General features: G+C 68.9%; 23 protein-coding genes. 18 read left to right on the top strand and 5 right to left on the bottom strand.

What is annotated here, in order from left to right:
• Positions 1-42: 42 nt before the first annotated feature.
• Positions 43-600: an RDD family protein gene (locus D577_RS0104200; RefSeq protein ID WP_018946321.1), complete on the bottom strand. Its 558-nt coding sequence runs from the start codon at positions 598-600 to the stop codon at positions 43-45.
• Between the two features lie 45 nt (positions 601-645).
• Here D577_RS0104200 and D577_RS0104195 point away from each other — a divergent pair, with 45 nt between their 5' ends.
• Positions 646-1,050: a PilZ domain-containing protein gene (locus D577_RS0104195; protein WP_018946320.1), complete on the top strand. Its 405-nt coding sequence runs from the start codon at positions 646-648 to the stop codon at positions 1,048-1,050.
• Here the strand turns inward: D577_RS0104195 and glp are convergent.
• From glp to mobA, 3 genes are all read right to left on the bottom strand, one after another.
• Positions 1,044-2,285 carry a gephyrin-like molybdotransferase Glp gene (gene glp / locus D577_RS0104190; protein WP_018946319.1) on the bottom strand — a complete coding sequence of 414 codons (1,242 nt, stop codon included), beginning with the start codon at positions 2,283-2,285 and terminating at the stop codon, positions 1,044-1,046. The two genes, D577_RS0104195 and glp, sit on opposite strands and share 7 nt — an antisense overlap.
• A gap of 22 nt (positions 2,286-2,307) precedes the next feature.
• Positions 2,308-2,856, bottom strand: a complete 549-nt coding sequence (gene mobB, locus D577_RS0104185; RefSeq protein WP_018946318.1) for a molybdopterin-guanine dinucleotide biosynthesis protein B — start codon at positions 2,854-2,856, stop codon at positions 2,308-2,310.
• A 112-nt stretch (positions 2,857-2,968) separates the two neighbouring features.
• Complete coding sequence (mobA, locus tag D577_RS0104180; protein ID WP_018946317.1) at positions 2,969-3,577, bottom strand: molybdenum cofactor guanylyltransferase MobA; 609 nt, start codon at positions 3,575-3,577, stop codon at positions 2,969-2,971.
• A gap of 78 nt (positions 3,578-3,655) precedes the next feature.
• Between mobA and D577_RS0104175 the strand changes: the two genes are divergently transcribed.
• The 16 genes from D577_RS0104175 to ribBA all read left to right on the top strand — a co-directional run bounded on the left by D577_RS0104175 (position 3,656) and on the right by ribBA (position 18,349).
• Positions 3,656-5,173, top strand: coding sequence for a nodulation protein NfeD (locus tag D577_RS0104175; protein ID WP_018946316.1), 1,518 nt, complete (start codon positions 3,656-3,658; stop codon positions 5,171-5,173).
• 137 nt (positions 5,174-5,310) lie between these two features.
• Positions 5,311-6,258 carry a slipin family protein gene (locus tag D577_RS13565; protein WP_244263435.1) on the top strand — a complete coding sequence of 316 codons (948 nt, stop codon included), beginning with the start codon at positions 5,311-5,313 and terminating at the stop codon, positions 6,256-6,258.
• A 93-nt stretch (positions 6,259-6,351) separates the two neighbouring features.
• Positions 6,352-7,278 carry a site-specific tyrosine recombinase XerD gene (xerD, locus tag D577_RS0104165; RefSeq protein ID WP_018946314.1) on the top strand — a complete coding sequence of 309 codons (927 nt, stop codon included), beginning with the start codon at positions 6,352-6,354 and terminating at the stop codon, positions 7,276-7,278.
• Positions 7,279-7,341: 63 nt separating this feature from the next.
• Positions 7,342-8,052 (top strand): DsbC family protein, encoded by a 711-nt coding sequence (locus tag D577_RS0104160; protein ID WP_018946313.1) that lies wholly within the window; start codon positions 7,342-7,344, stop codon positions 8,050-8,052.
• A 4-nt stretch (positions 8,053-8,056) separates the two neighbouring features.
• Entirely contained in the window at positions 8,057-8,536 is a 480-nt protein-coding gene (locus D577_RS0104155; RefSeq protein WP_018946312.1) for a nucleoside deaminase, read from the top strand.
• Between the two features lie 95 nt (positions 8,537-8,631).
• Positions 8,632-9,618 (top strand): diguanylate cyclase, encoded by a 987-nt coding sequence (locus D577_RS0104150; RefSeq protein WP_018946311.1) that lies wholly within the window; start codon positions 8,632-8,634, stop codon positions 9,616-9,618.
• A complete protein-coding gene (locus tag D577_RS0104145) occupies positions 9,615-10,658 on the top strand; it encodes a SpoIIE family protein phosphatase (protein WP_018946310.1) in 1,044 nt (347 codons plus the stop codon). The genes D577_RS0104150 and D577_RS0104145 overlap by 4 nt, the downstream gene beginning before the upstream one ends.
• A 40-nt stretch (positions 10,659-10,698) precedes the next feature.
• Positions 10,699-11,598 carry an STAS domain-containing protein gene (locus D577_RS0104140; RefSeq protein ID WP_026288904.1) on the top strand — a complete coding sequence of 300 codons (900 nt, stop codon included), beginning with the start codon at positions 10,699-10,701 and terminating at the stop codon, positions 11,596-11,598.
• An 11-nt stretch (positions 11,599-11,609) separates the two neighbouring features.
• Complete coding sequence (locus D577_RS0104135) at positions 11,610-11,948, top strand: hypothetical protein (RefSeq protein WP_024329870.1); 339 nt, start codon at positions 11,610-11,612, stop codon at positions 11,946-11,948.
• A gap of 33 nt (positions 11,949-11,981) precedes the next feature.
• On the top strand, positions 11,982-12,611 hold the full coding sequence (locus D577_RS0104130; protein WP_018946307.1) for a MarC family protein: 630 nt from the start codon (positions 11,982-11,984) through the stop codon (positions 12,609-12,611).
• A gap of 17 nt (positions 12,612-12,628) precedes the next feature.
• The gene (locus tag D577_RS0104125; protein ID WP_018946306.1) at positions 12,629-13,267 is read left to right on the top strand and encodes an RDD family protein; all 639 of its coding nucleotides are present in this window, start codon (positions 12,629-12,631) and stop codon (positions 13,265-13,267) included.
• 185 nt (positions 13,268-13,452) lie between these two features.
• Positions 13,453-14,712 (top strand): serine hydroxymethyltransferase, encoded by a 1,260-nt coding sequence (gene glyA, locus D577_RS0104120; protein WP_018946305.1) that lies wholly within the window; start codon positions 13,453-13,455, stop codon positions 14,710-14,712.
• A gap of 9 nt (positions 14,713-14,721) precedes the next feature.
• Entirely contained in the window at positions 14,722-15,294 is a 573-nt protein-coding gene (nrdR, locus tag D577_RS0104115; protein WP_018946304.1) for a transcriptional regulator NrdR, read from the top strand.
• On the top strand, positions 15,291-16,460 hold the full coding sequence (gene ribD / locus D577_RS0104110; protein ID WP_018946303.1) for a bifunctional diaminohydroxyphosphoribosylaminopyrimidine deaminase/5-amino-6-(5-phosphoribosylamino)uracil reductase RibD: 1,170 nt from the start codon (positions 15,291-15,293) through the stop codon (positions 16,458-16,460). Before nrdR ends, ribD begins: the two co-directional genes overlap by 4 nt.
• Positions 16,461-16,494: 34 nt before the next feature.
• Positions 16,495-17,193, top strand: coding sequence for a riboflavin synthase (locus D577_RS0104105; RefSeq protein ID WP_018946302.1), 699 nt, complete (start codon positions 16,495-16,497; stop codon positions 17,191-17,193).
• 25 nt (positions 17,194-17,218) lie between these two features.
• Entirely contained in the window at positions 17,219-18,349 is a 1,131-nt protein-coding gene (gene ribBA, locus D577_RS0104100) for a bifunctional 3,4-dihydroxy-2-butanone-4-phosphate synthase/GTP cyclohydrolase II (protein WP_018946301.1), read from the top strand.
• A 6-nt stretch (positions 18,350-18,355) separates the two neighbouring features.
• On the opposite strand, the gene D577_RS0104095 is transcribed toward ribBA, so the two are convergent.
• Positions 18,356-18,817: a DUF6231 family protein gene (locus D577_RS0104095; RefSeq protein WP_018946300.1), complete on the bottom strand. Its 462-nt coding sequence runs from the start codon at positions 18,815-18,817 to the stop codon at positions 18,356-18,358.
• A 75-nt stretch (positions 18,818-18,892) separates the two neighbouring features.
• Here D577_RS0104095 and D577_RS0104090 point away from each other — a divergent pair, with 75 nt between their 5' ends.
• Complete coding sequence (locus tag D577_RS0104090; protein ID WP_018946299.1) at positions 18,893-19,375, top strand: Crp/Fnr family transcriptional regulator; 483 nt, start codon at positions 18,893-18,895, stop codon at positions 19,373-19,375.
• The last annotated feature ends 3 nt before the right edge of the window (positions 19,376-19,378 follow it).

The raw sequence follows: 19,378 nt of genomic DNA, 5'->3' as shown, positions 1-19,378 counted from the left end.
CGGGTGACGGGTCCGGGTGACCGTGCAGGCGATCAGCCGCCCTCAGCCGCCCCCGGAGTCCTGTTCGTCCTGGTTTTCCTTCCAGCGCGGACGCTTGAGCGGCCGCGTGCGCATCAGCACGGTGGAGGACAGCCAGTCGTGCAGCATCCAGCGCTGCGGGTGCAGGGCACTGGCGCCCAGGGCGAGAACCCCCAGCGCGGTCATCAGCGCGGTCATCCAGTCGCCGTGCTCGCGCGCCAGATGGATCGCCATCAGGATGAACATCCACTGGGAGATTCCCACCAGGAAACGCAGCGTGGCCTGCCAGGAGGTGATCCGGCTGCCATCCTCGCTGCGCACCACCAGGTTCCAGGTCTGCATCCCGAGGGTCTGTCCGGTCCGGCGCCAGAAGCCGTAGAAAAAGGCCCAGGCGGCGAAGATGTTGAGGGTGAGCTGGACCTGCCAGAAGAACACGTCCAGCAGGTTCCAAAACGGCAGGGTCACCAGCCCCAGCACCAGCCAGATGGCCAGCACCAGCAGGCTGTCGTAGAGCAGTGCGCCGAAGCGCAGCAGCAGGCCGACGGGGCGGGAGTCGCGTTCGGGAGCGGGGATGTCGTTCATGGGGTCTCGCTGGTCACTGCGCGGAAGATTGCGTAGTCTTGCGGTATGTCGCGACGGTTTCAACGTATCCCGCTCGAATTTCCGGCCCGGCTCGAGCTGGATGGCCGGACATGTCCGGTGCGCGTGCTCGACATCTCGCTGCGTGGAGTGCTGGTGGAATGCGAGGGGCTCGAACCGCTCGCCCCGGGCACGTCCGGCCAGGTGGACATCCCGCTCAGTGACGAGGCCCGCATCGCCTTCGAAGGCACGGTGCGCTGGCAGCAGGGCGAGCGGCTGGGGCTGGAGATCGCTGCCATGCCGCTGGAGTCCGCCGGTCACCTGCGGCGTCTGGTGGAGCTGAACCTGGGCGACGAGGCGCTGCTGGAGCGCGAGTTCGCCGCCATGATCGGCGACCCGCCGGGCGAGGACGCCCCCCGGCCGCTGAGCAGTTCGCCGCGGCGGGCTCAGTAGAGCTCGCTGAACGGCAGCACCTCCACCCACTCCCCGGCGCGAGCGCCGTCTGCCTCCCGCGGCAGTACCACGAAGGCATTCGCCCGGCTTATCGCGCTCAGCTGATGCGAGCCCTGGCCCCCGGCGCTGCGCACTACGTCCACGCCGTCCTCGGTCTCCACGATCGCCCGCTGATAATCCGTGCGCCCCGGCCGCTTGCGCAGATCCTCGCACAGCCGTGCGCGCAGGGTGCGCGGTTCGCCTACCGGCAGGCCGGCCAGACTGCGCAGGGCGGGACCGACGAACAGGCCGAAGGTCGCCATCGCCGAGACCGGATTGCCCGGCAGCCCGACAAACCGGGCCTGGCCGAAGCGGCCAAAGGCCAGCGGCCGTCCGGGCTTCATCGCGATCTTCCAGAAGCCGACCTCGCCGCGCTCCTGCAGGATGCGGGTAATGTAGTCGGCATCACCCACCGAGACCCCGCCCGTGGTCAGGATCAGATCGGCCTCGCGGCCCGCGGATTCCAGAGCCTCGCGCACGGCGTCCTCGTCGTCGGGAATGATGCCGTAGTCGCGGGCCTTGACCGCGTAGCGCGACAGCAGGGAACGCAGCATGTGGCGATTGCTGTCGTGGATCTGGCCGGGCTCCAGGGGTTCGTCCACCGGGACCAGTTCGTCGCCGGTGGAGAAGAACACGACCCGCGGTTTGCGCAGGACATCCACCTCGGCGATGCCCTGGCTGGCCAGGACGCCGATTTCGGCCGCACCGAGGACCTGCCCGGTGCGATACAACGCTTCACCCCGGCGCGTGTCTTCGCCCGGACCACGGATGTTCGCGTTCTCCGGGGCGGGCCGGTCGAACTGCACGGAGTCGCCGTCCGGCGTGACGTGTTCCTGCATCACCACGGTATCGGCGTCGTCCGGGACCACGGCCCCGGTCATGATGCGCACGCACCCGCCGGGTGGCAGCGGTTCGTCCCACGGGTGCCCGGCGGCCGCCTGGCCGACCCGGCGCAGGCGCGAGCCGGCCTCGCGGGCATCGGCGGCGCGCAGGGCGTAGCCGTCCATCGCCGAGACCCGGGCCGGAGGGACGTCCAGCCGGGCATGCACGTCCGCGGCGAGAACCCGTCCGGTGGCCGTCTCCAGACTGCGCGTGCGCGTCTCGGCAACCGCCCGGCAGGCCTCCAGCACGGCGGCGCGCGCCTGTTCCACGGTGAGGGCGGTGGGGTCGAATTCGTCACAGGCGGCCGCGTTCATCCGGTTCCTCCGTTGTCATCTGTCAGCCGTTCAATAACGGGTAAAGGGAAAGGTGTTCGATGATGAAGTCCGCCACCGGCGAGGGGTCGTCCAGCGGCAGCACCGGGCCATGGAAGGGCAGCCCGCCGGCGTCGGTGGCCACTGCGACCACCCCCGGTGTGTCGGGGTACAGCGGTGGCTTGTCGTTGGCCTTGCGGTAGACCTCGATGCGCGGCAGGTCGGCGTTCTTGAAGCCCTCCACCAGGATCAGGTCCGAGCGCGCCGGATCCAGTTTCGCGCACAGGGCGTCGAGGTCGGGGGTCGCCCCTTCCTCGATCTCGGGCGTCTCCACCATCAGGGCGAAGCGCCGGGACGAGGCCACCAGGGTCTGGTCGGCCCCCGAGTGACGCAGCTCGTAGCTGTCCTTGCCCGGTTTGTCCACGTCGAACTCGTGGTGGGCATGCTTGATCACCGCCGGGCGCAGGCCGCGGTTGCGCAGCTCCGGGATGAGTCGTTTCAGCAGCGTGGTCTTGCCCGAGCCGCTCCAGGCGGCGAAGCCGATGCGCGGCAGCGTGTTGTCCGGGTGGCTCATGACGGTTCCTCTCCCTGGTGGCGACGGCCCGGTGTGGTACCGGTCGTCGGGGAGTGTAAGGAATCGGCCGCCAATCTACACGCCGGTTGCGGGGGGGCGTAAGTTCCCGGGGTCACGGCGGGGCAAGATCTTCGGGGGTGTTGAGGTTGGCGAAGACCTCGGGGCAATCGGAGAAAACGGCGGTCACGGCGCCGTGTTCGCGCAGCCAGACGCCGGCGGGCAGGGGGCCCTCGGCGATCGCGGCGCGCAGGGCGGGGACCAGCCCGGCGCCCAGCAGCAGGAACAGCGGCTGCAGCCGCTGGCCGTCGTGGGCCATTGCGGCGGGGGCGGCGTGTTCGGTTCGCGCCGCCTGCAGGCGGGGACCGAGGTCGTACGGGGCACGCGGGGCATCCACCGGGACGCACAGCAGGTCGCGCCCGGGACGGGCTGCCCCGGCCGCGGCAATCCCGGCGAGCGGGCCACGGTAATCGGGGTGTTCGTCGGCGACGCAGGGAAACCCCAGCCGCGCGCAACGGTCCATTTCGGTATTGGTGCTGACGACGATGCCATCGACCTGTCCCTGCAGACGCTCGACGGCATGCTCGATCAGCGGACGGCCCCGGTATTCGATCCAGGCCTTGTTGCAGCCGCCCATGCGCCGGCCCTGACCGCCGGCGAGGATGACCCCCAGCGGCGGGCGGTCCGGGGTGGCGGGCGGAGTCTGGCGGGGGTCCTGCGGCATGGGCGTTCGTTTGCGCAATGGCCTATGTTGTAGGGTGCAGGATACGTGGCGGACACGATACGAGGACGGCAGCGATACATGATCCGATTCCGGAAGCAACGCGGCGCCGCGGCCCGCTGGCTGCTGTGGCTGACACTGCTGGTGGTCGGCACGGCCGGCGCGCTGCTGGCCAGCGCCGATAACGGTGGCGACCGCGAAGCCGTGCTCCTGACCGTGGACGGGGCCATCGGTCCGGCGACCGTAGATTACATCACGCGCGGGATCGATGCCGCCGAGGAGCGCGGTGCCGAGATGGTCGTGCTGCAGCTGGACACGCCCGGTGGCCTCGATTCCAGCATGCGCAGCATCATCAAGCACATGCTGCAGTCCGGGGTGCCGGTGGTGACCTACGTGCACCCGGCCGGCGCGCGGGCCGCCAGCGCCGGCACCTACATGCTCTACGGCTCGCATGTCGCGGCCATGACGCCCGCCACCAATCTGGGCTCCGCGACTCCCGTACAGATGGGCGGGGGTGGCCTTCCGGGTCTGGACGAGGAAGACCTCGAGGAGATGCGCGAGGACGCGGCGGAGGAAGACAACGGCGACGGAAACGGAAACGGAAACGGCGAAGCGGAAGAGGGGCGGAACGACAACGGGGTCGAGCCGTCTGCCGGGGAGGAACGGCTGGAGGATGACCCCGAGCCCCGGCGCGGCGAGGATGCGATGGAGCGCAAGGTGCTGGAGGACGCGGTGTCGTACATCCGCGGGCTGGCAGAGCGCTATGATCGCAACGCCGACTGGGCCGAGGAGACGGTGCGCGAGGGGTCGAACCTGACCGCCACCGACGCGCTGAACCAGAACGTCATCGATTTCGTTGCCGACAATCTCGACGATCTGCTCCAGCAGATCGACGGCCATACGGTGAAGCTGGCAACCGGCGAGCGCGAGCTGGTGACCGAAGGCATCCGGATCGTGCGCATGGATCCGGACTGGCGCACCGAACTGCTGTCGCTGATCACCAATCCCAACATCGCCTACATCCTGATGCTGATCGGGATCTACGGCATCATCTTCGAACTGGCCAATCCCGGGGCGGTCTACCCGGGTGTGATCGGTTCCATCTCGCTGATTCTGGCTTTTTTCGCCCTGCAGGTGATGCCGATCAACTACGCCGGGCTGGCGCTGATGCTGCTGGGGATGATCTTCATGATCGCCGAGGCCTTCGTGCCCAGTTTCGGCGCTCTGGGCATAGGAGGACTCGTGGCATTCATGACCGGTTCCGTGATCCTGTGGGACGACCCCAATCTGAATGTGGCCCTGCCGCTGGTGGTGGGCACGGCCATCGCGATCGGCCTGGTGTCGGTGTGGGTGCTGGGGCGGCTGTTCAAGCTGCGCGGGCAAAAGCCCGCGACCGGCCACGAGGAGATGATCGGCATGATCGGTCACGCCCGTGCGGATTTCGAGGTGCGGGGCCCGGTGTGGGTGCACAGCGAGCTGTGGACGGCCGAGACCACGGCGCCGGTTCGTGAAGGGCAGAAGGTGCGCGTGACGGCCATCGAGGGCCTGCGCCTGACGGTCGAGCCAGTGGAGCAGGAAGGAACGGCGGAAACGGCGTAAGCCCCGGGCCAGATTCGGCCGGGGGCGCAGGTGTCCCGTGCACCGATTCATGGATGCCGGCAGAGCCGGTCCCGGGCCGCGAAAATTCGGTCCGCACATGCAGTAATCCGCCTTCCGGCGGAAAGGAGTGCAACATGTTGAACGATTTCGGTTATCTCGTCGTACCGCTGGTCATCATCATCGCCCTGATCGCGATGTCGATCCGGGTGCTGCGCGAGTACGAGCGCGGCGTGGTCTTCTTCCTGGGCCGGTTCCAGTCGGTCAAGGGCCCGGGCCTGATCATCGTGATCCCGGGCATCCAGCAGATGGTCCGGATCGACCTGCGCATCATCACCCTCGACGTGCCCAGCCAGGACGTGATCTCTCAGGACAACGTGACGGTGCGAGTGAACGCGGTGTTGTATTTCCGCGTGGTGGACTCGGCCAAGTCGGTGATCCAGGTGGAGGACTACTATGCCGCCACCAGCCAGCTGGCGCAGACCACGCTGCGCTCGGTGCTGGGCAAGCATGACCTGGACGAGATGCTGTCCGAGCGTGACAAGCTGAACAACGACATCCAGGAGATCCTCGATTCGCAGACCGATGCCTGGGGCATCAAGGTCACCAATGTCGAGATCAAGCATGTCGACCTGGACGACTCGATGATCCGCGCCATTGCCCGTCAGGCCGAGGCCGAACGCGAACGCCGCGCCAAGGTCATCCACGCCGAGGGTGAACTGCAGGCGGCCGAGAAGCTGGTACAGGCGGCCCAACAGATGGAGGCGGCGCCTTCTTCCCTGCAACTGCGTTACATGCAGACCATGGCCGACATGTCCACCAACGGGAACGCCAACACCATCTTCTTCCCGCTGCCGCTGGAGCTGACCAAGGTGTTCGAGAACCTGGCGGCCAAGTTCCGTGCGGAGAACCCCGAGAACCCGCTCAACGCAGCCGCCGCGGCTGCCGGCATGGGGACGAAGAAGGGCGCCTCGGACGTGACCGGTGACACCGCCGGCGGGTCGGCTGCGGCTACCGGCGACGAGGGAGAAGCCGGGGCGCGCGGGACGAATCGGGGGCCGGCGCCGGATGACCCCGCGAATCCCTGATCGCGCCGGCGCGGTTCCACCGGGATGACGACGGAGACCACGGCCGCAGGCGCGGGTGCTTTCGGGGATGTCCCCGGGGAGGCTTCCGGGGGAGTGACGCACGAGGGGAGCGACACCGCGGTCGCCGGATCCGTCCCGGCGGTCCTCGATCGATTCCTGGACGAGCTGTGGGCGGTGGAAGGCCTGGCCGACCGGACCCTGGCGGCCTACCGGCGCGATCTGAGCGCGCTGGCAGGTTTCCTGGCGGCGCGGGACGGGGCACTGGAGGCCGCGACCCATGCCGACCTGCTGGCCTTTGTCGCCGCCCGCATGCAGGGCGGGGCGCGCCCGCGTTCGGTGGCCCGGGCGCTGTCCTCGATTCGCCGCTTCTATCGTTTTCTGGTGCAGGCCGGTGAACGCGAGGACGACCCCTCGGCCGGCATCGATCCACCGCGGCCCGGACGGCCCCTTCCGGCGGGGCTGTCGGAGGGACAGGTGGAGGAGCTGCTGGCGGCGCCGGATACCACCACGGCGGTGGGACTGCGTGACCGGGCGATGCTGGAGATGATGTACGCGGCCGGTTTGCGGGTCTCCGAACTCGTCGGGCTGGAAGGCACGGCGGTGAATACCCGGCAGGGCGTGGTGCGCATCACCGGAAAGGGCGGACGCGAGCGTCTGGTGCCGCTGGGCGAGATGGCGACCGACTGGCTGGCGGCGTATCTCGACCGCGCGCGCCCCGAGCTGATGGCGGGGCACCCGCCGGTGGAGGCGGTGTTCGTGACCCGGCGCGGCCGGGGGCTTACGCGTCAGGCCTTCTGGTACCGGATCAAGGCGCATGCGGCGCAGGCCGGCATCGATACGGCCCTGTCGCCGCACACCCTGCGGCACGCGTTCGCCACCCATCTGCTGGACCACGGGGCCGACCTGCGCGTGGTGCAGATGCTTCTGGGGCACAGCAGCCTGTCCACGACGCAGATCTACACCCACGTCGCGCGGGCGCGGCTGCAGGCGTTGCATGCGGAACACCATCCCCGGGGGTAGCCGTCTGTCCCCCGGAAGGCAACCGGCCTACAATCCACGTTTTGATTCATCAGCGAGACACCCATGTTGCTCAAGCGCGTTCTTCCTTTCGCGGTCGCCCTGGCGGCCGCCGGCACCACCGCTCAGGCCAGCGAGGCGATCGAGCAGGCCATGTCGCAGGCCATCCCCGATGCCGAGATCGACTCCATTCATTCCACCCCGCTCGACGGGATCAAGGAGGTCCGCTACGGCACCGAGATCTTCTACGTCAGCGAGGATGGCCGTTACGTGATGCAGGGCAGCCTGATCGACCTGCAGACCCGCGAGAATCTGACGGAGCAGGCGAAGGGCGGTGCGCGTGCCGAGCTGTTCGAGGCCATCGACGACAGCGAACTGGTGGTTTATGAACCGAACGGCGAGACCCGCGCCGTGCTGAACATCTTCACCGATCCCAACTGCCCGTACTGCCGCGACATCCACGCCGATCTGCCGGAATACCTGGAAGCCGGCGTCAAGGTGCGCTACCTGATGTTCCCGGTGCTTGGTCGGGATTCGCCGGAGATCATGAACCGCACCTGGTGTGCCGATGATCGCCAGGCGGCCATGGATCGTTCCAAGGAGGGTGACAAGCTGTCGGATCTGGACGGAAACTGCGCCACCCCGCAGGACGAGCACATGCAGCTGGGGCAGAGTCTGGGCGTGCGCGGCACGCCGGCCCTGTTCACCGAAAACGGCGAGATGCTCGCCGGCTACGTCGAGCCGGAAGAGGTGCTGTCCCGCGTGCTGGGCGACTGATCCCATGAGCGTGGCCGCCGACGACGCCTTCTTCCTGCGCGAGGCCATCCGCCTGGCGCGGGAGTCCGTGGATGTCGGCGGCGGACCGTTCGGCGCCCTGGTGGTGCGCGACGGCGAAATCGTCGGCCGCGGGGCGAACCGCGTGATCCCGTGGCAGGATCCCACCGCGCATGCCGAGGTGGCGGCGATTCGCGACGCCTGCCGCCACCTGCAGGACCACCGCCTGTACGGCGCGACCCTGTACGTCTCCTGCGAACCCTGTCCGATGTGTCGTGCGGCGGCGTGCTGGGCGCGGCTGGACCGGGTGGTGCATGCCGCCTCGGCCGCGGATGCCGCCGCGGCCGGGTTTGACGACGAGCGGATCCGCGACGAACTGGTGGCGGCCCCCGAGGCGCGCCGTCTGCCGTTGATCCGCACCCTGGCCGAGGAGGGGCGGGCGGTCTTCGACTACTGGGAACGCCACGCCAACCGCCGGTTGTACTGAATGTGCGGCGGGTTCCGGTCGGGCCCGGCCGCCCATGCATGACGCGGCGCCCGGACTGGGGCACAATCCGGGCACGGAACAGGGAGTGGGGCGGCATGGAGAAGCGTCTGCTGGAATTGTCGGTTTGTGTGGAGCCCGATCGGCGCCGGCTTGCGCGTTTCGCCCTGGATGCGGTGGTCGCCCTGGGCGGCAGCCCGTTCCGGGCCACCGCCCGTCTCGATGCCCTTCTGCACGCGCTGCGCGAGGCGGCCGCCAATGTGCAGGGCGGGCTGCAGGTGGCGCTGGTGGCCCACGGGCGCGAACTCGCCCTGTGCTGGGAAGAGGCGGGGGGACACGCGCGCCGTGAACGTCTCGATCGTGTCCCCGAAGACCCCTCGGAGTCCTCGCTCGAGGCCCTGTCGCGCCGCCTGCGGCGGGGTTCCGAGTCCACCGATCCCGAGCTCCTGCGCCGACGCAATGCCCGCTTCGCCGCCGAACTGGAACGCGCCCGCGAGCGGGCGGCGGCCGAGATGGCCGAACTCGAGGCCGATCTGGAACGCAAGAAGGCCGAACTCCAGCGCTCGATCCGCGAAGCCGAGACGGACAGCCTGACCGGTCTGTTCAACCGTGGCGCCTTCGATGCCCGCCTGGAAGAGTCCCTGCTGCACTGTGCCCGGCAGGACGAGCCCCTGAGTCTGGTGTTGCTGGACCTGGATTTCTTCAAGCAGATGAACGATACCCACGGCCATCAGTTCGGGGATGATTACCTGCGTGGCATGGCCGATGCCATGCGTGCGGCCATTCGCGAACACGTGGACCTCCCCTGTCGCACCGGGGGCGACGAGTTCGCCATTATCGTGTTCGGTGACCGCGACGCGGCGGCCGGCGTGGCGCAGCGCGTGCTCGCGGCGATGGAAGGCCGGGTCAGCATCGGCGTGGGGCAGCGGGCGGACGGTGACGCCCCGGAGCAGCTGGTGGCCCGCACCGATGCGGCACTGTATCTGGCCAAGCACCGTGGCCGCGGGCAGGTGGCCACCGAACTCGAGCTCGAGGCCCCCGACGCACCGGCGGCCGCGGCCCCGGGCCTCGGAGTCCGCGCGTGAGCGCCGTGCCGCCCGCGCGTCAGCCGTATGCCCTGCTGAGCGAGCAGGCAGCGGCGCGCGCCGGCGGTCAGGTCCTGCTGCAGTCGCGGCTGAAGACCGTGGCGCGGCGCCTGGGTTTCGGCGAGATCAAGCGCGAGCGCATGCTGCTGGTCTGCCAGGAGCTCGTGACCAACCAGATGAAATACGCGCGCGGGACCGGACTGGTGCAGATCTGGGAGCAGCGCTCGCCGGAGCCCGCGCTCGACCTGTTCGCGATGGATTTCGGTCCGGGGATCGCGGACCTGAACCAGGCCCTGGCCGACGGTCATACCACCTCGGGGACCCTGGGCAAGGGGCTGGGCACCGTGCGGCGCCTGGCCGACGATTCCGATTTCTACAGTGTTCCCGCGACGCAGGCCGCCGGTACACCGTGGCAGGGGACCGCGGCATGGGCCCGTTTTCGCCCCGGGGACAACGGACAGGACGAGCCCGGTCCGGCCTTCGGCCGTTACCTGCGGGCATTGCACGACGCGCCGCACAACGGAGATTGCGCGGACCTCGCGGTGGACCGGCACGGTCTGCGCTGGGTCCATATGGACGGCCTGGGCCACGGAGTGGAGGCCGCAACCGCGGTGGCGGGACGCTGTCGACCGGGCGAGCCGGGTGACTCGCCCGCGGAAGTGCTGCACCGGCTGAGCCGTGATCTGAGCGGCTCGCGCGGGGCGGTGGGGATTGTCGGCGAGGTCGCGGCCGCACAGCGCAGCGTTCGGGTATGCGGCGTGGGCGACATGAACGCGTGGGTCGTGAGCGAAGGCGAGCGGCGCGGCCTGGAGATGGCGCCGGGCATTCTCGGGCATGATCATCGCAGCTGCGAGGAGCTCCGACTGGACCTCCCCCCGCATGCGCTGGTGATCACGGCCTCGGACGGTATCCGGCGCAACTGGAGCCTGGCCAGCTTTCCCGGTCTGTGGCGCCGGCATCCGCAGCTGCTGGCGCTGGTGCTGGGCCAGGTGCTGGGGCGCAGCAACGATGACAAGTCGCTGCTGGTCATCCGCCTTTGACGGCAGGCCGGGGAAACACAACAAAAAACGAGGAGGAATCATGACAGGGGGCAACATGAATCGGGAGGACGGCGAGACCCGCAATGCCAACGAGATCCTGGTCGAGCAGCTGATGGTCAACGTCGGCCGGATTTCCGGGGTGATCGAGGAGCGTGGTCACAACATCTTCGTGCAGGGGAACATCCTGTCGCGCGAGGAGATCAGCGACTACTCCGTGGAGTTCATGGAGCTGTTCGTGATGCTGCTGCAGCACGAGGGGCGGTCGGACCGCTCCAGCGAGGAGTTCCGTGCGCTGCAGCAGTTCTTCACCACCATGTCGCAGCAGATCCTGATGCGGGGCGGCGACATGGAGGAGTTCGTGCGTTATCTGCAGTTCATGCAGAACGTGATGATCGAGGATCTGGGGCGCGACGCGGAGATCACGCCCGAACAGACCCGCGAGACCCTGCTCCTGCTGGCCGGGGTGTTCAACGACATCATCCTGGACGTGTATCGGGTGTATCTGGAGCAGAAGGAAAGCACCATCGAGGCGCAGCAGGCCGAACTGCGCGAGATCTCCACGCCCATCACCGAGATCTGGGACGGCGTCCTGACGCTGCCGATCATCGGTACCCTGGATTCGTCGCGCACCATGGTGGTGATGGAAAAGCTGCTCGGGCGCATCGAGCAGGACCGGGCCCGCGTGGTGCTGATGGATGTCACCGGGGTCATGGCGATCGACTCCCAGGTATCGCACCACCTGGTGCAGATGATCCGTGCGATCGGCCTGATGGGCGCGCGTCCGGTGCTGACCGGTATCCGGCCGGAGATCGCCCGGGCGCTCACCAGCCTCAACATTGATCTGGGCGACGTGACGACCCGCGCGACCCTGGCCGAAGGGCTGAAGGAGGCCTTCCACTGGCTGGGCGTGCGGATGGCCGACGCCCGGACCCCGGCCTGACGGGCGCGCCGATGGTCCGGGGCATGCATCTCACCCGGATCGGGGCGGACGCGGTGCTGCTGGAGCCGGGCGAGGGCCTGGATCCCGGCGAGCCGGACCGCTATCTGGTCGCGCTGGGGGATTATCTTCAGGCGGCGCGGGCCCGACGACTGATTTACGACCTCGACAGCGTGCCGGTGGTCGATGCCCTCTACTACGACTGGCTGAAGGCGGTGCACGGACTTTGCCGGGTCATCGGGGTGGAGATGGTGGTCGCGAACATGGCACCTTCGGTGGCTTATGCGCTGGCGGCGCGCCTGGATGAGGTGCCGCCCTTTGCCTGTGCGCGCGACGTGGAGCGCGCGCGCTGACATCCGCCATCCCCGCGACCGGGAGAACGCCGCATGCTGGAACTGGGCATTGTTGCCCTGACCACCTTCTTCGTGACCGTCGGCCCGGTGGACGTGGCGGCGGTGTTCGCGGTGCTGACCCGCGGCATGGATCCGGCGCAGCGCCGCGCGATGGCCTGGCGCGGCGCGCTGCTGGCGACCGCCATCCTGCTGCCGTTCGCGCTGTTCGGCGAGGCCGCGCTGGGGGTGCTGGGGATCTCGTTGCCGGCCCTGTATACCGCCGGTGGTATCCTTCTGCTCCTGATCGGCATCGACATGGTGTTCGCGCGCAGCTCCGGCGGGGTCTCGGCCACCCCGGACGAGACCCGCGAGGCCCGCTCGCGCACCGACCTCTCGGTGTTCCCGCTGGCCACGCCGCTGCTGGCCGGACCCGGGGCGATGGGCGCGGCCATCCTGATGATGAGCCGTGCCAGCGGCGATCTGGCCGCGCAGGCGGTGGTGATCGGGGCGCTGATCGCGATCATGGCCCTGGCGCTGGTGTGCCTGCTGGTCGCGGTGCGCATCCAGCACTGGCTGGGCGTCACCGGCGCGCACGTGCTCACGCGCATCATGGGCGTACTGTTGTCCGCGCTGGCGGTTCAGTTCATCTTTGACGGGCTGGCCGACAGCGGTGTAATGACCTGACATCGAAGGAGCGATGCATGACCCGAACCTGTCCGCACTGCGCAACCGAGAACCCCGACGACGCGGCCTTCTGCAAGGCCTGTGGCCGTTCGCTGGATTTCGACCGCGAGCCGTCGGAGCCGAACGGCTCCGGCATGGATCCGGAGTCGGGTTCAGGCCGGGGCCAAGCGCCACCTCCCGTTTCCGGCGGGTCCGGACAGGTGCCCGCCGAGGGGCCGCCGCAGGATCGTGCGGCATTCGGCGGCTTCTGGCGGCGCGTGCTGGCGGTGCTGATCGACGGGGTGATCCTGGGTATCCCGCTGACCGTGGTGCAGGCGATGATCAGCCCGGAAACCATGCACACCGAGGAATGGACCGATGCGGACACCGCCTGGACCTTCGTGAACATCCTGGTCGGCTGGTTCTATTTCGCCGGCATGCACAGCTCGCAGTACCGCGCGACCATCGGCAAGATGGTGGTGGGGCTGCGGGTGGTCGACTGGCATGGCGAGCGCATCAGCTTCGCCCGCGCGACCGGCCGCCATTTCGCCGAATTCCTGTCCGGTCTGCTGTTCATGATCGGCTACCTGATGGTGGCCTTCACCCGGCAGCGCCGCGCCCTGCACGACTTCATCGCCGAGACCTGGGTAGTGCGTCGCGAGTGGCTGGATGAATAGTCCGTTCAGCCGGGCGTTCGGCGGGCGGTCCTGAAAATCCCGGCCGAATCCAGTATGGTATTGGACCTTTCCGGCGCCGTACCCCGCCCGGTCTCGACCTTCCGGCCGCCGTCCGCGGCCGGTTGGGCGCCTTGTGGCGGGCCGCTGCGCGCCCGAATTGCCTAGAACCCAACGGGAGTCACCGAATGTTTTCGATCGACATGAGCATCAACGGCTACGATGACGAACTCTGGAGCGCGATCCGCAAGGAGGCGCAGCGCCAGGAAGAGCACATCGAGCTGATCGCCTCGGAGAACTACACCAGCCCGCGCGTGATGGAAGCGCAGGGTTCGGTGCTGACCAACAAGTACGCCGAGGGCTACCCGGGCAAGCGCTACTACGGCGGCTGCGAGCACGTCGACGTGGTCGAACAGCTGGCCATCGACCGCCTCAAGCAGCTCTACGGCGCCGATTACGCCAACGTGCAGCCGCATTCCGGCTCGCAGGCCAACGCGGCGGTGTACATGGCCCTGCTGCAGCCGCATGACACCGTGCTGGGCATGAGCCTGGACGCCGGTGGCCACCTGACCCACGGCGCCAAGCCGAACTTCTCCGGCAAGATCTACAACGCCGTGCAGTACGGCATCACCGACGAGGGCCTGATCGACTACGACGAGGTCCAGCGTCTGGCCACCGAGCACCAGCCGAAGATGATCGTCGCCGGCTTCTCCGCCTACTCGCGGGTGGTGGACTGGAAGCGCTTCCGCGAGATCGCCGATTCCGTGGGTGCGTACCTGATGGTGGACATGGCCCACGTCTCCGGCCTGATCGCCGCCGGCGAGTACCCGAACCCGATCGACCATGCCCACGTGGTTACCTCCACCACGCACAAGTCCCTGCGCGGTCCGCGCGGCGGCTTCATCCTCTCCAAGGGCCAGCCGGAACTGAACAAGAAGTTCCAGTCGCTGATCTTCCCGGGCACCCAGGGCGGCCCGCTGATGCACGTGATCGCCGGCAAGGCGGTGGCGTTCAAGGAGGCCCTGGAGCCGGAATTCAAGACCTACCAGAAGCAGGTGATCGCCAACGCCCGCGCGATGGCCGAAGTGCTGGTCGAGCGCGGTTTCGACATCGTCTCCGGCGGCACCGACAACCACCTGTTCCTGCTGAGCCTGGTGTCCAAGGGTATGACCGGCAAGGACGCGGACGCCGCGCTCGGCCGCGCCAACATCACGGTCAACAAGAACGCGGTGCCGAACGACCCGCAGTCGCCGTTCGTGACCTCCGGCATCCGCATCGGCACCGCCGCCCTGACCACCCGCGGCTTCACCGAGTCCGAGTCCCGCGAACTGGCCGGCTGGATCGCCGACGTGCTGGACAACATGGACAACGAGCAGGTGATCGACGACGTCCGCGGGAAGGTCCTGGATATCTGTCGCCGGTTCCCGGTGTACAGCGCCGGCGAATAAACCGGGGCGATGCGCTGCCCGGCCTGCGGTGCCAGTGACACCCGCGTGGTCGACTCCCGGGTCGCCGGACCCGAGCAGGAACAGATCCGGCGACGGCGGGAGTGCCGCGTGTGCCACGAGCGCTTTACCACCTTCGAGCGGGCGGAGTTCAGCCTGCCGCGGGTGGTCAAGCGCAGCGGCGAGCGGGTGGCCTTCGATGACGACAAGCTGCGCAGCGGTCTGCGCCGGGCGCTGCACAAGCGTCCGGTGCGCACCGAGGACGTGGAGAACGTCATCGACGACATCAAGCGCCGTCTGGCCGGGACCAGTGCCCCCGAAATCAAGTCCGACCGTATAGGCGAGATGGTCCTGGAGGCCCTGCACGGGCTGGACCATGTCGCCTATATCCGGTTTGCCTCCATCTATCTCAGCTTTGCCAGCGTGCAGTCCTTCCGCGAGGCCATCGAGCGTCTGGAGGACGACCTGAGCCCCGAGATGCGGCGCCACCAGCTGCGCCTGATCGACGAGGAGGCCGCGCGCGCCGCGGCTGACGAGTCCCCCGAAGACCCCCCGCCCGACAACCCTTCCGGCGAACCCCGATGAACGCAGCCGACCGTGAATGGATGCACCGCGCGCTGATGCTGGCGGATTGCGGCCGTTTTACCGCCGATCCCAACCCGCGTGTGGGCTGCGTGATCGTGCGCGACGGTCGCGAAGTGGGCGCCGGCGTGCACTGGCGGGCCGGCGAGGCGCATGCCGAGGTCAACGCCCTGCAGGCGGCCGGGGAGGCCGCGCGCGGGGCGACGGTGTACGTGAGCTTGGAGCCGTGCAACCACCACGGGCGCACGCCGCCCTGCACCGAGGCGCTGATCGCCGCCGGGGTGGGGCGCGTGGTGATCGCCATGGAGGATCCCGATCCGCGCGTGTGCGGAGGCGGGGCGGATCGCCTGCGCGCGGCCGGCATCGCGGTGGAGACCGGGCTGCTGGAGGCCGAGGCGCGGGCCCTGAATCCCGGTTTCGTGCAGCGCATGGAACGCGGGCGCCCGTGGGTGCGCATCAAGTCCGCGATCTCGCTGGACGGGCGCACGGCGATGGCCTCGGGCGAGTCGCAGTGGATCACCGGCGAGGCCGCACGCAACGACGTGCAGCTGTGGCGTGCGCGGGCCGGGGCCATCCTGACCGGCAGCGGCACCGTGCTGGCCGATGACCCGCAGCTCAACGTGCGCCGCAGCCCGGTCGAACTGGCCGCGGCGGCCGGGTTGCCGACGTCGGGCCGTGTGGCCGATCTGCCGGTGCGCCAGCCATTGCGGCTGATCGTGGATTCCGGCCTGCGCACACCGCCCACCGCGCGCATCCTCGAGGGTTCGCCCACCTGGATCCTGACCACCGAGGCCGAGGCGGCGGGCCCGGCGGCGGATGTCCTGCGCGGGCGTGGCGCCGACCTGATTGCCGTGCCGGAGGCGGCGGAGGATGCTGCCGGGTATCTGGACCTGGACGCCCTGCTGGCGGAGCTGCACACCCGCGAGATCAACGAGCTGCACGTGGAGGCCGGTCCGGGGCTGGCCGGTGCGCTGGCCCGCGCCGGGCTGGTGGACGAGTGGCTGGTGTACCAGGCGCCGCTGCTGCTGGGTTCCGGCGGGCGGCCGATGGTGGACTGGGACATCGGACGCATGGCCGAACGCGCGGAGCTGGAGGTCGTCGAATCCCGCTGGCTGGGCGAGACCCTGCGGTTGCGGGCTCTCCCCCGCGGGGTCCCGAATTCGCTATGATCCCCGCATTGTCACCGCAAGGACAGGCCACGCCATGTTCACCGGCATCATCGAAAGCCTCGGCACCCTCGACACCCTGACGCCCAGCGGGGGCGACCGCCGGCTGCATGTCAGTGCGCCGGGGCTGGACTTTTCGGGTACACACCTCGGGGACTCGATCGCGGTCAACGGCGTGTGCCTGACGGTGACCGACCTCTCGGTGGACGGCTTCACCGCCGATGTCAGCCGCGAGACCCTGGACGTCACCACGCTCGGGGCACTGGGTCGCGGCGACCGGGTCAACCTGGAGCGCGCGCTGGCGCTGGGCGACCGGCTGGGCGGTCACCTGGTTTCCGGCCACGTGGACGGCGTCGGCGAGCTGGTTTCGATGCAGCCGGATGCGCGCTCGACCCGGGTGCGTTTCCGTGCCCCCGTCGCGCTGGCACGTTATATCGCTGCCAAGGGGTCGATCACCATCGACGGCACCAGCCTCACCGTGAACCGGGTCGAGGGGGCCGAGTTCGAGGTCAACATCATCCCGCATACCCGGGACCTGACGCGCTTCTCGGTCTACGCCCCGGGGACGCGCGTGAACCTTGAGGTCGATCTGATCGCCCGCTATCTGGAGCGCCTGATGCTGGGCGATCGCGCGGCGGATCCGGCCGCCGGTTCCGGCGATGGCGGCGGCTCGGGGTTGTCCGAGGACTGGCTGGCCGAGCAGGGCTTTCCCAATCATTCCGGCCCGCGCGACTGAGCGCGGGCCCCGACGGCAGGTGTTCATGGAATTTTCCGATACCGAAACCATCCTCGGGGAACTCGAGGCCGGGCGCATGGTGGTTATCGTCGATGACGAGGACCGCGAGAACGAGGGCGACATCCTGATGCTCGCCTCGCACGTGCGCCCCGAGGACATCAACTTCATGGCCAAGTACGGCCGCGGGCTGATCTGCCTGACGCTCACCCGCGAGCGCTGCCGGCAGCTGGCCCTGCCGCTGATGGTGACCGACACCAACGACGTCCACGGCACCAACTTCACGCTGTCGATCGAGGCCGCCGAGGGCGTGACCACCGGGATCTCGGCCTACGACCGGGCGCACACCATCCGCACCGCGGTGGCGCCCAACGCCCAGCCGGAGGACATCGTCCAGCCGGGGCACGTGTTCCCGCTGATGTCGCAGCCGGGCGGGGTGGTGGTGCGCGCGGGTCACACCGAGGCGGGCTGCGATCTGGCGCGCCTGGCCGGCGCGGAGCCGGCCGCGGTGATCGTGGAGATCCTCAACGAGGACGGGACCATGGCGCGGCGGCCGGACCTCGAGCGCTTCTGCGCCGAGCACGGTCTGAAGATGGGCACCATCGAGGACCTGATCCGCTACCGCATCGAGAACGAGAAGACCGTGCGCCGCGTCTCCGAGCGCGAGTTCCCCACCGAGCACGGGACGTTCCGCCTGCTGGCGTTTCAGGACGAGGTGGATCACGAGATGCACTTCGCGCTGGTGCGCGGCGAACCCCGCCCGGACCGCGACACCCTGGTGCGCGTGCATCTGGAGAACACGCTGCACGACACCCTCGGTTATGCCGGCCCGGATCGCGGCTGGCCGCTGGACGACGCGCTGCGGCGCATCGACGAGGCGGGTGAGGGCGTGGTGGTGGTCCTGCGCAAGCACGAGGGGCCCGAGGCCCTGACCCAGCGGCTGGAGCAGCTGGGCCAGACGGCCCAGATGGCGGGCGAGGAACGCGGCGGCGGGCGCGAGAATTCCGCCGAGTGGCGCATGTACGGCATCGGCGCGCAGATCCTCGCCGACTGCGGCGTCGGGCGGATGCGCCTGATGTCGGCGCCCAAGCGTTTCCACGGGCTGGGCGGCTTCGGCCTGGAAGTCGTGGATTATGTCCACGATGAGGTGGCAGGGTAACGCGCGTTACCAGCGCGCCCGGTCCCACATCTCCGGGTTGGCCCAGAAGCGGGCGTTCAGCCAGTCGGGCGTGAGCTTGTAGTCGTACAGACTGGTGCGGTAGACGGCATGCTCCGGCGTGGCCGTCTCCGCCGCCGGCTCGCGGCGGAAACCCAGGGCGAGGAAGGCGTTCAGGTCCCAGCGGGTATCGCGGCGGCGGTGGAGGATCAGGGTCTCCTCGGCCCAGCGATCACGCAGCCCGCCGAGCAGCTGCTGCCCGGTGGCGGTGTCCATTTCCGCCAGCACGTCCAGCACCAGCACCAGTGATTCGCGCCGCACCGGCGGCTCGGCCAGCAGAGCCTGCGGCGTGGTTGCGCGCAGGTCGTCGCCCGACTCCCGCGTGGCGTCCGGGTGAAGGGTCAGGACCAGCGGAGTGCCACGGCGCAGACGCGCGGGCAGCTGGCGGCGCAGGGTGTCGATGTCGATCATGCGGGCTCTCGCAGAAGAGACGTTCGTTATACTCTATGTATTCAACCCAGAGAAAGCCGTAAAGGAAGCCGTGCCATGACCCGGGATCTGCTGACCGAATTTCTGTCCAAGCATCCGATGTCCGCCTCCCTGACCCCCGCGGAGGTCGATACCCTGATGCAGTACCTGGAGGTTGTCGAGACCCATCACAAGGAGATCATCGCCGATATCGGGGAAGTCGGCGAGGGACTGTTCTTCGTGGTCAGTGGCACGGCCGCGCTGTATGACGATGACGGCAGCCAGGAGATCGAGGTCGGGCGCATGGAGACCGGCGAGCTGGCGGGCGAGATGTCGTTCTTCGACCGCGTCCCGCGCGGGGTGCGCATGCGCGCGCTGACCGACAACACCCGCCTGCTGCGCCTGACGCGCTCCAAGTACGACCGCCTGCGGGTGGAACACCCGTACATCGCGGTGAACGTGCTGGAGTTCGCCATCATCAGCCTCGATCACCTCATTCGTCGGGTGTCGGAGGACGTGGCGACCTACGCCCGCTACCTCTACGCCCCCGGCAAGAAGTAACGG

It is taken from the genome of Thioalkalivibrio sp. AKL17 (assembly GCF_000377885.1).
GTDB classification, from domain to species: Bacteria; Pseudomonadota; Gammaproteobacteria; order Ectothiorhodospirales; family Ectothiorhodospiraceae; genus Thioalkalivibrio; species Thioalkalivibrio halophilus.
This window is presented reverse-complemented; position numbering and strand designations above follow the sequence as displayed.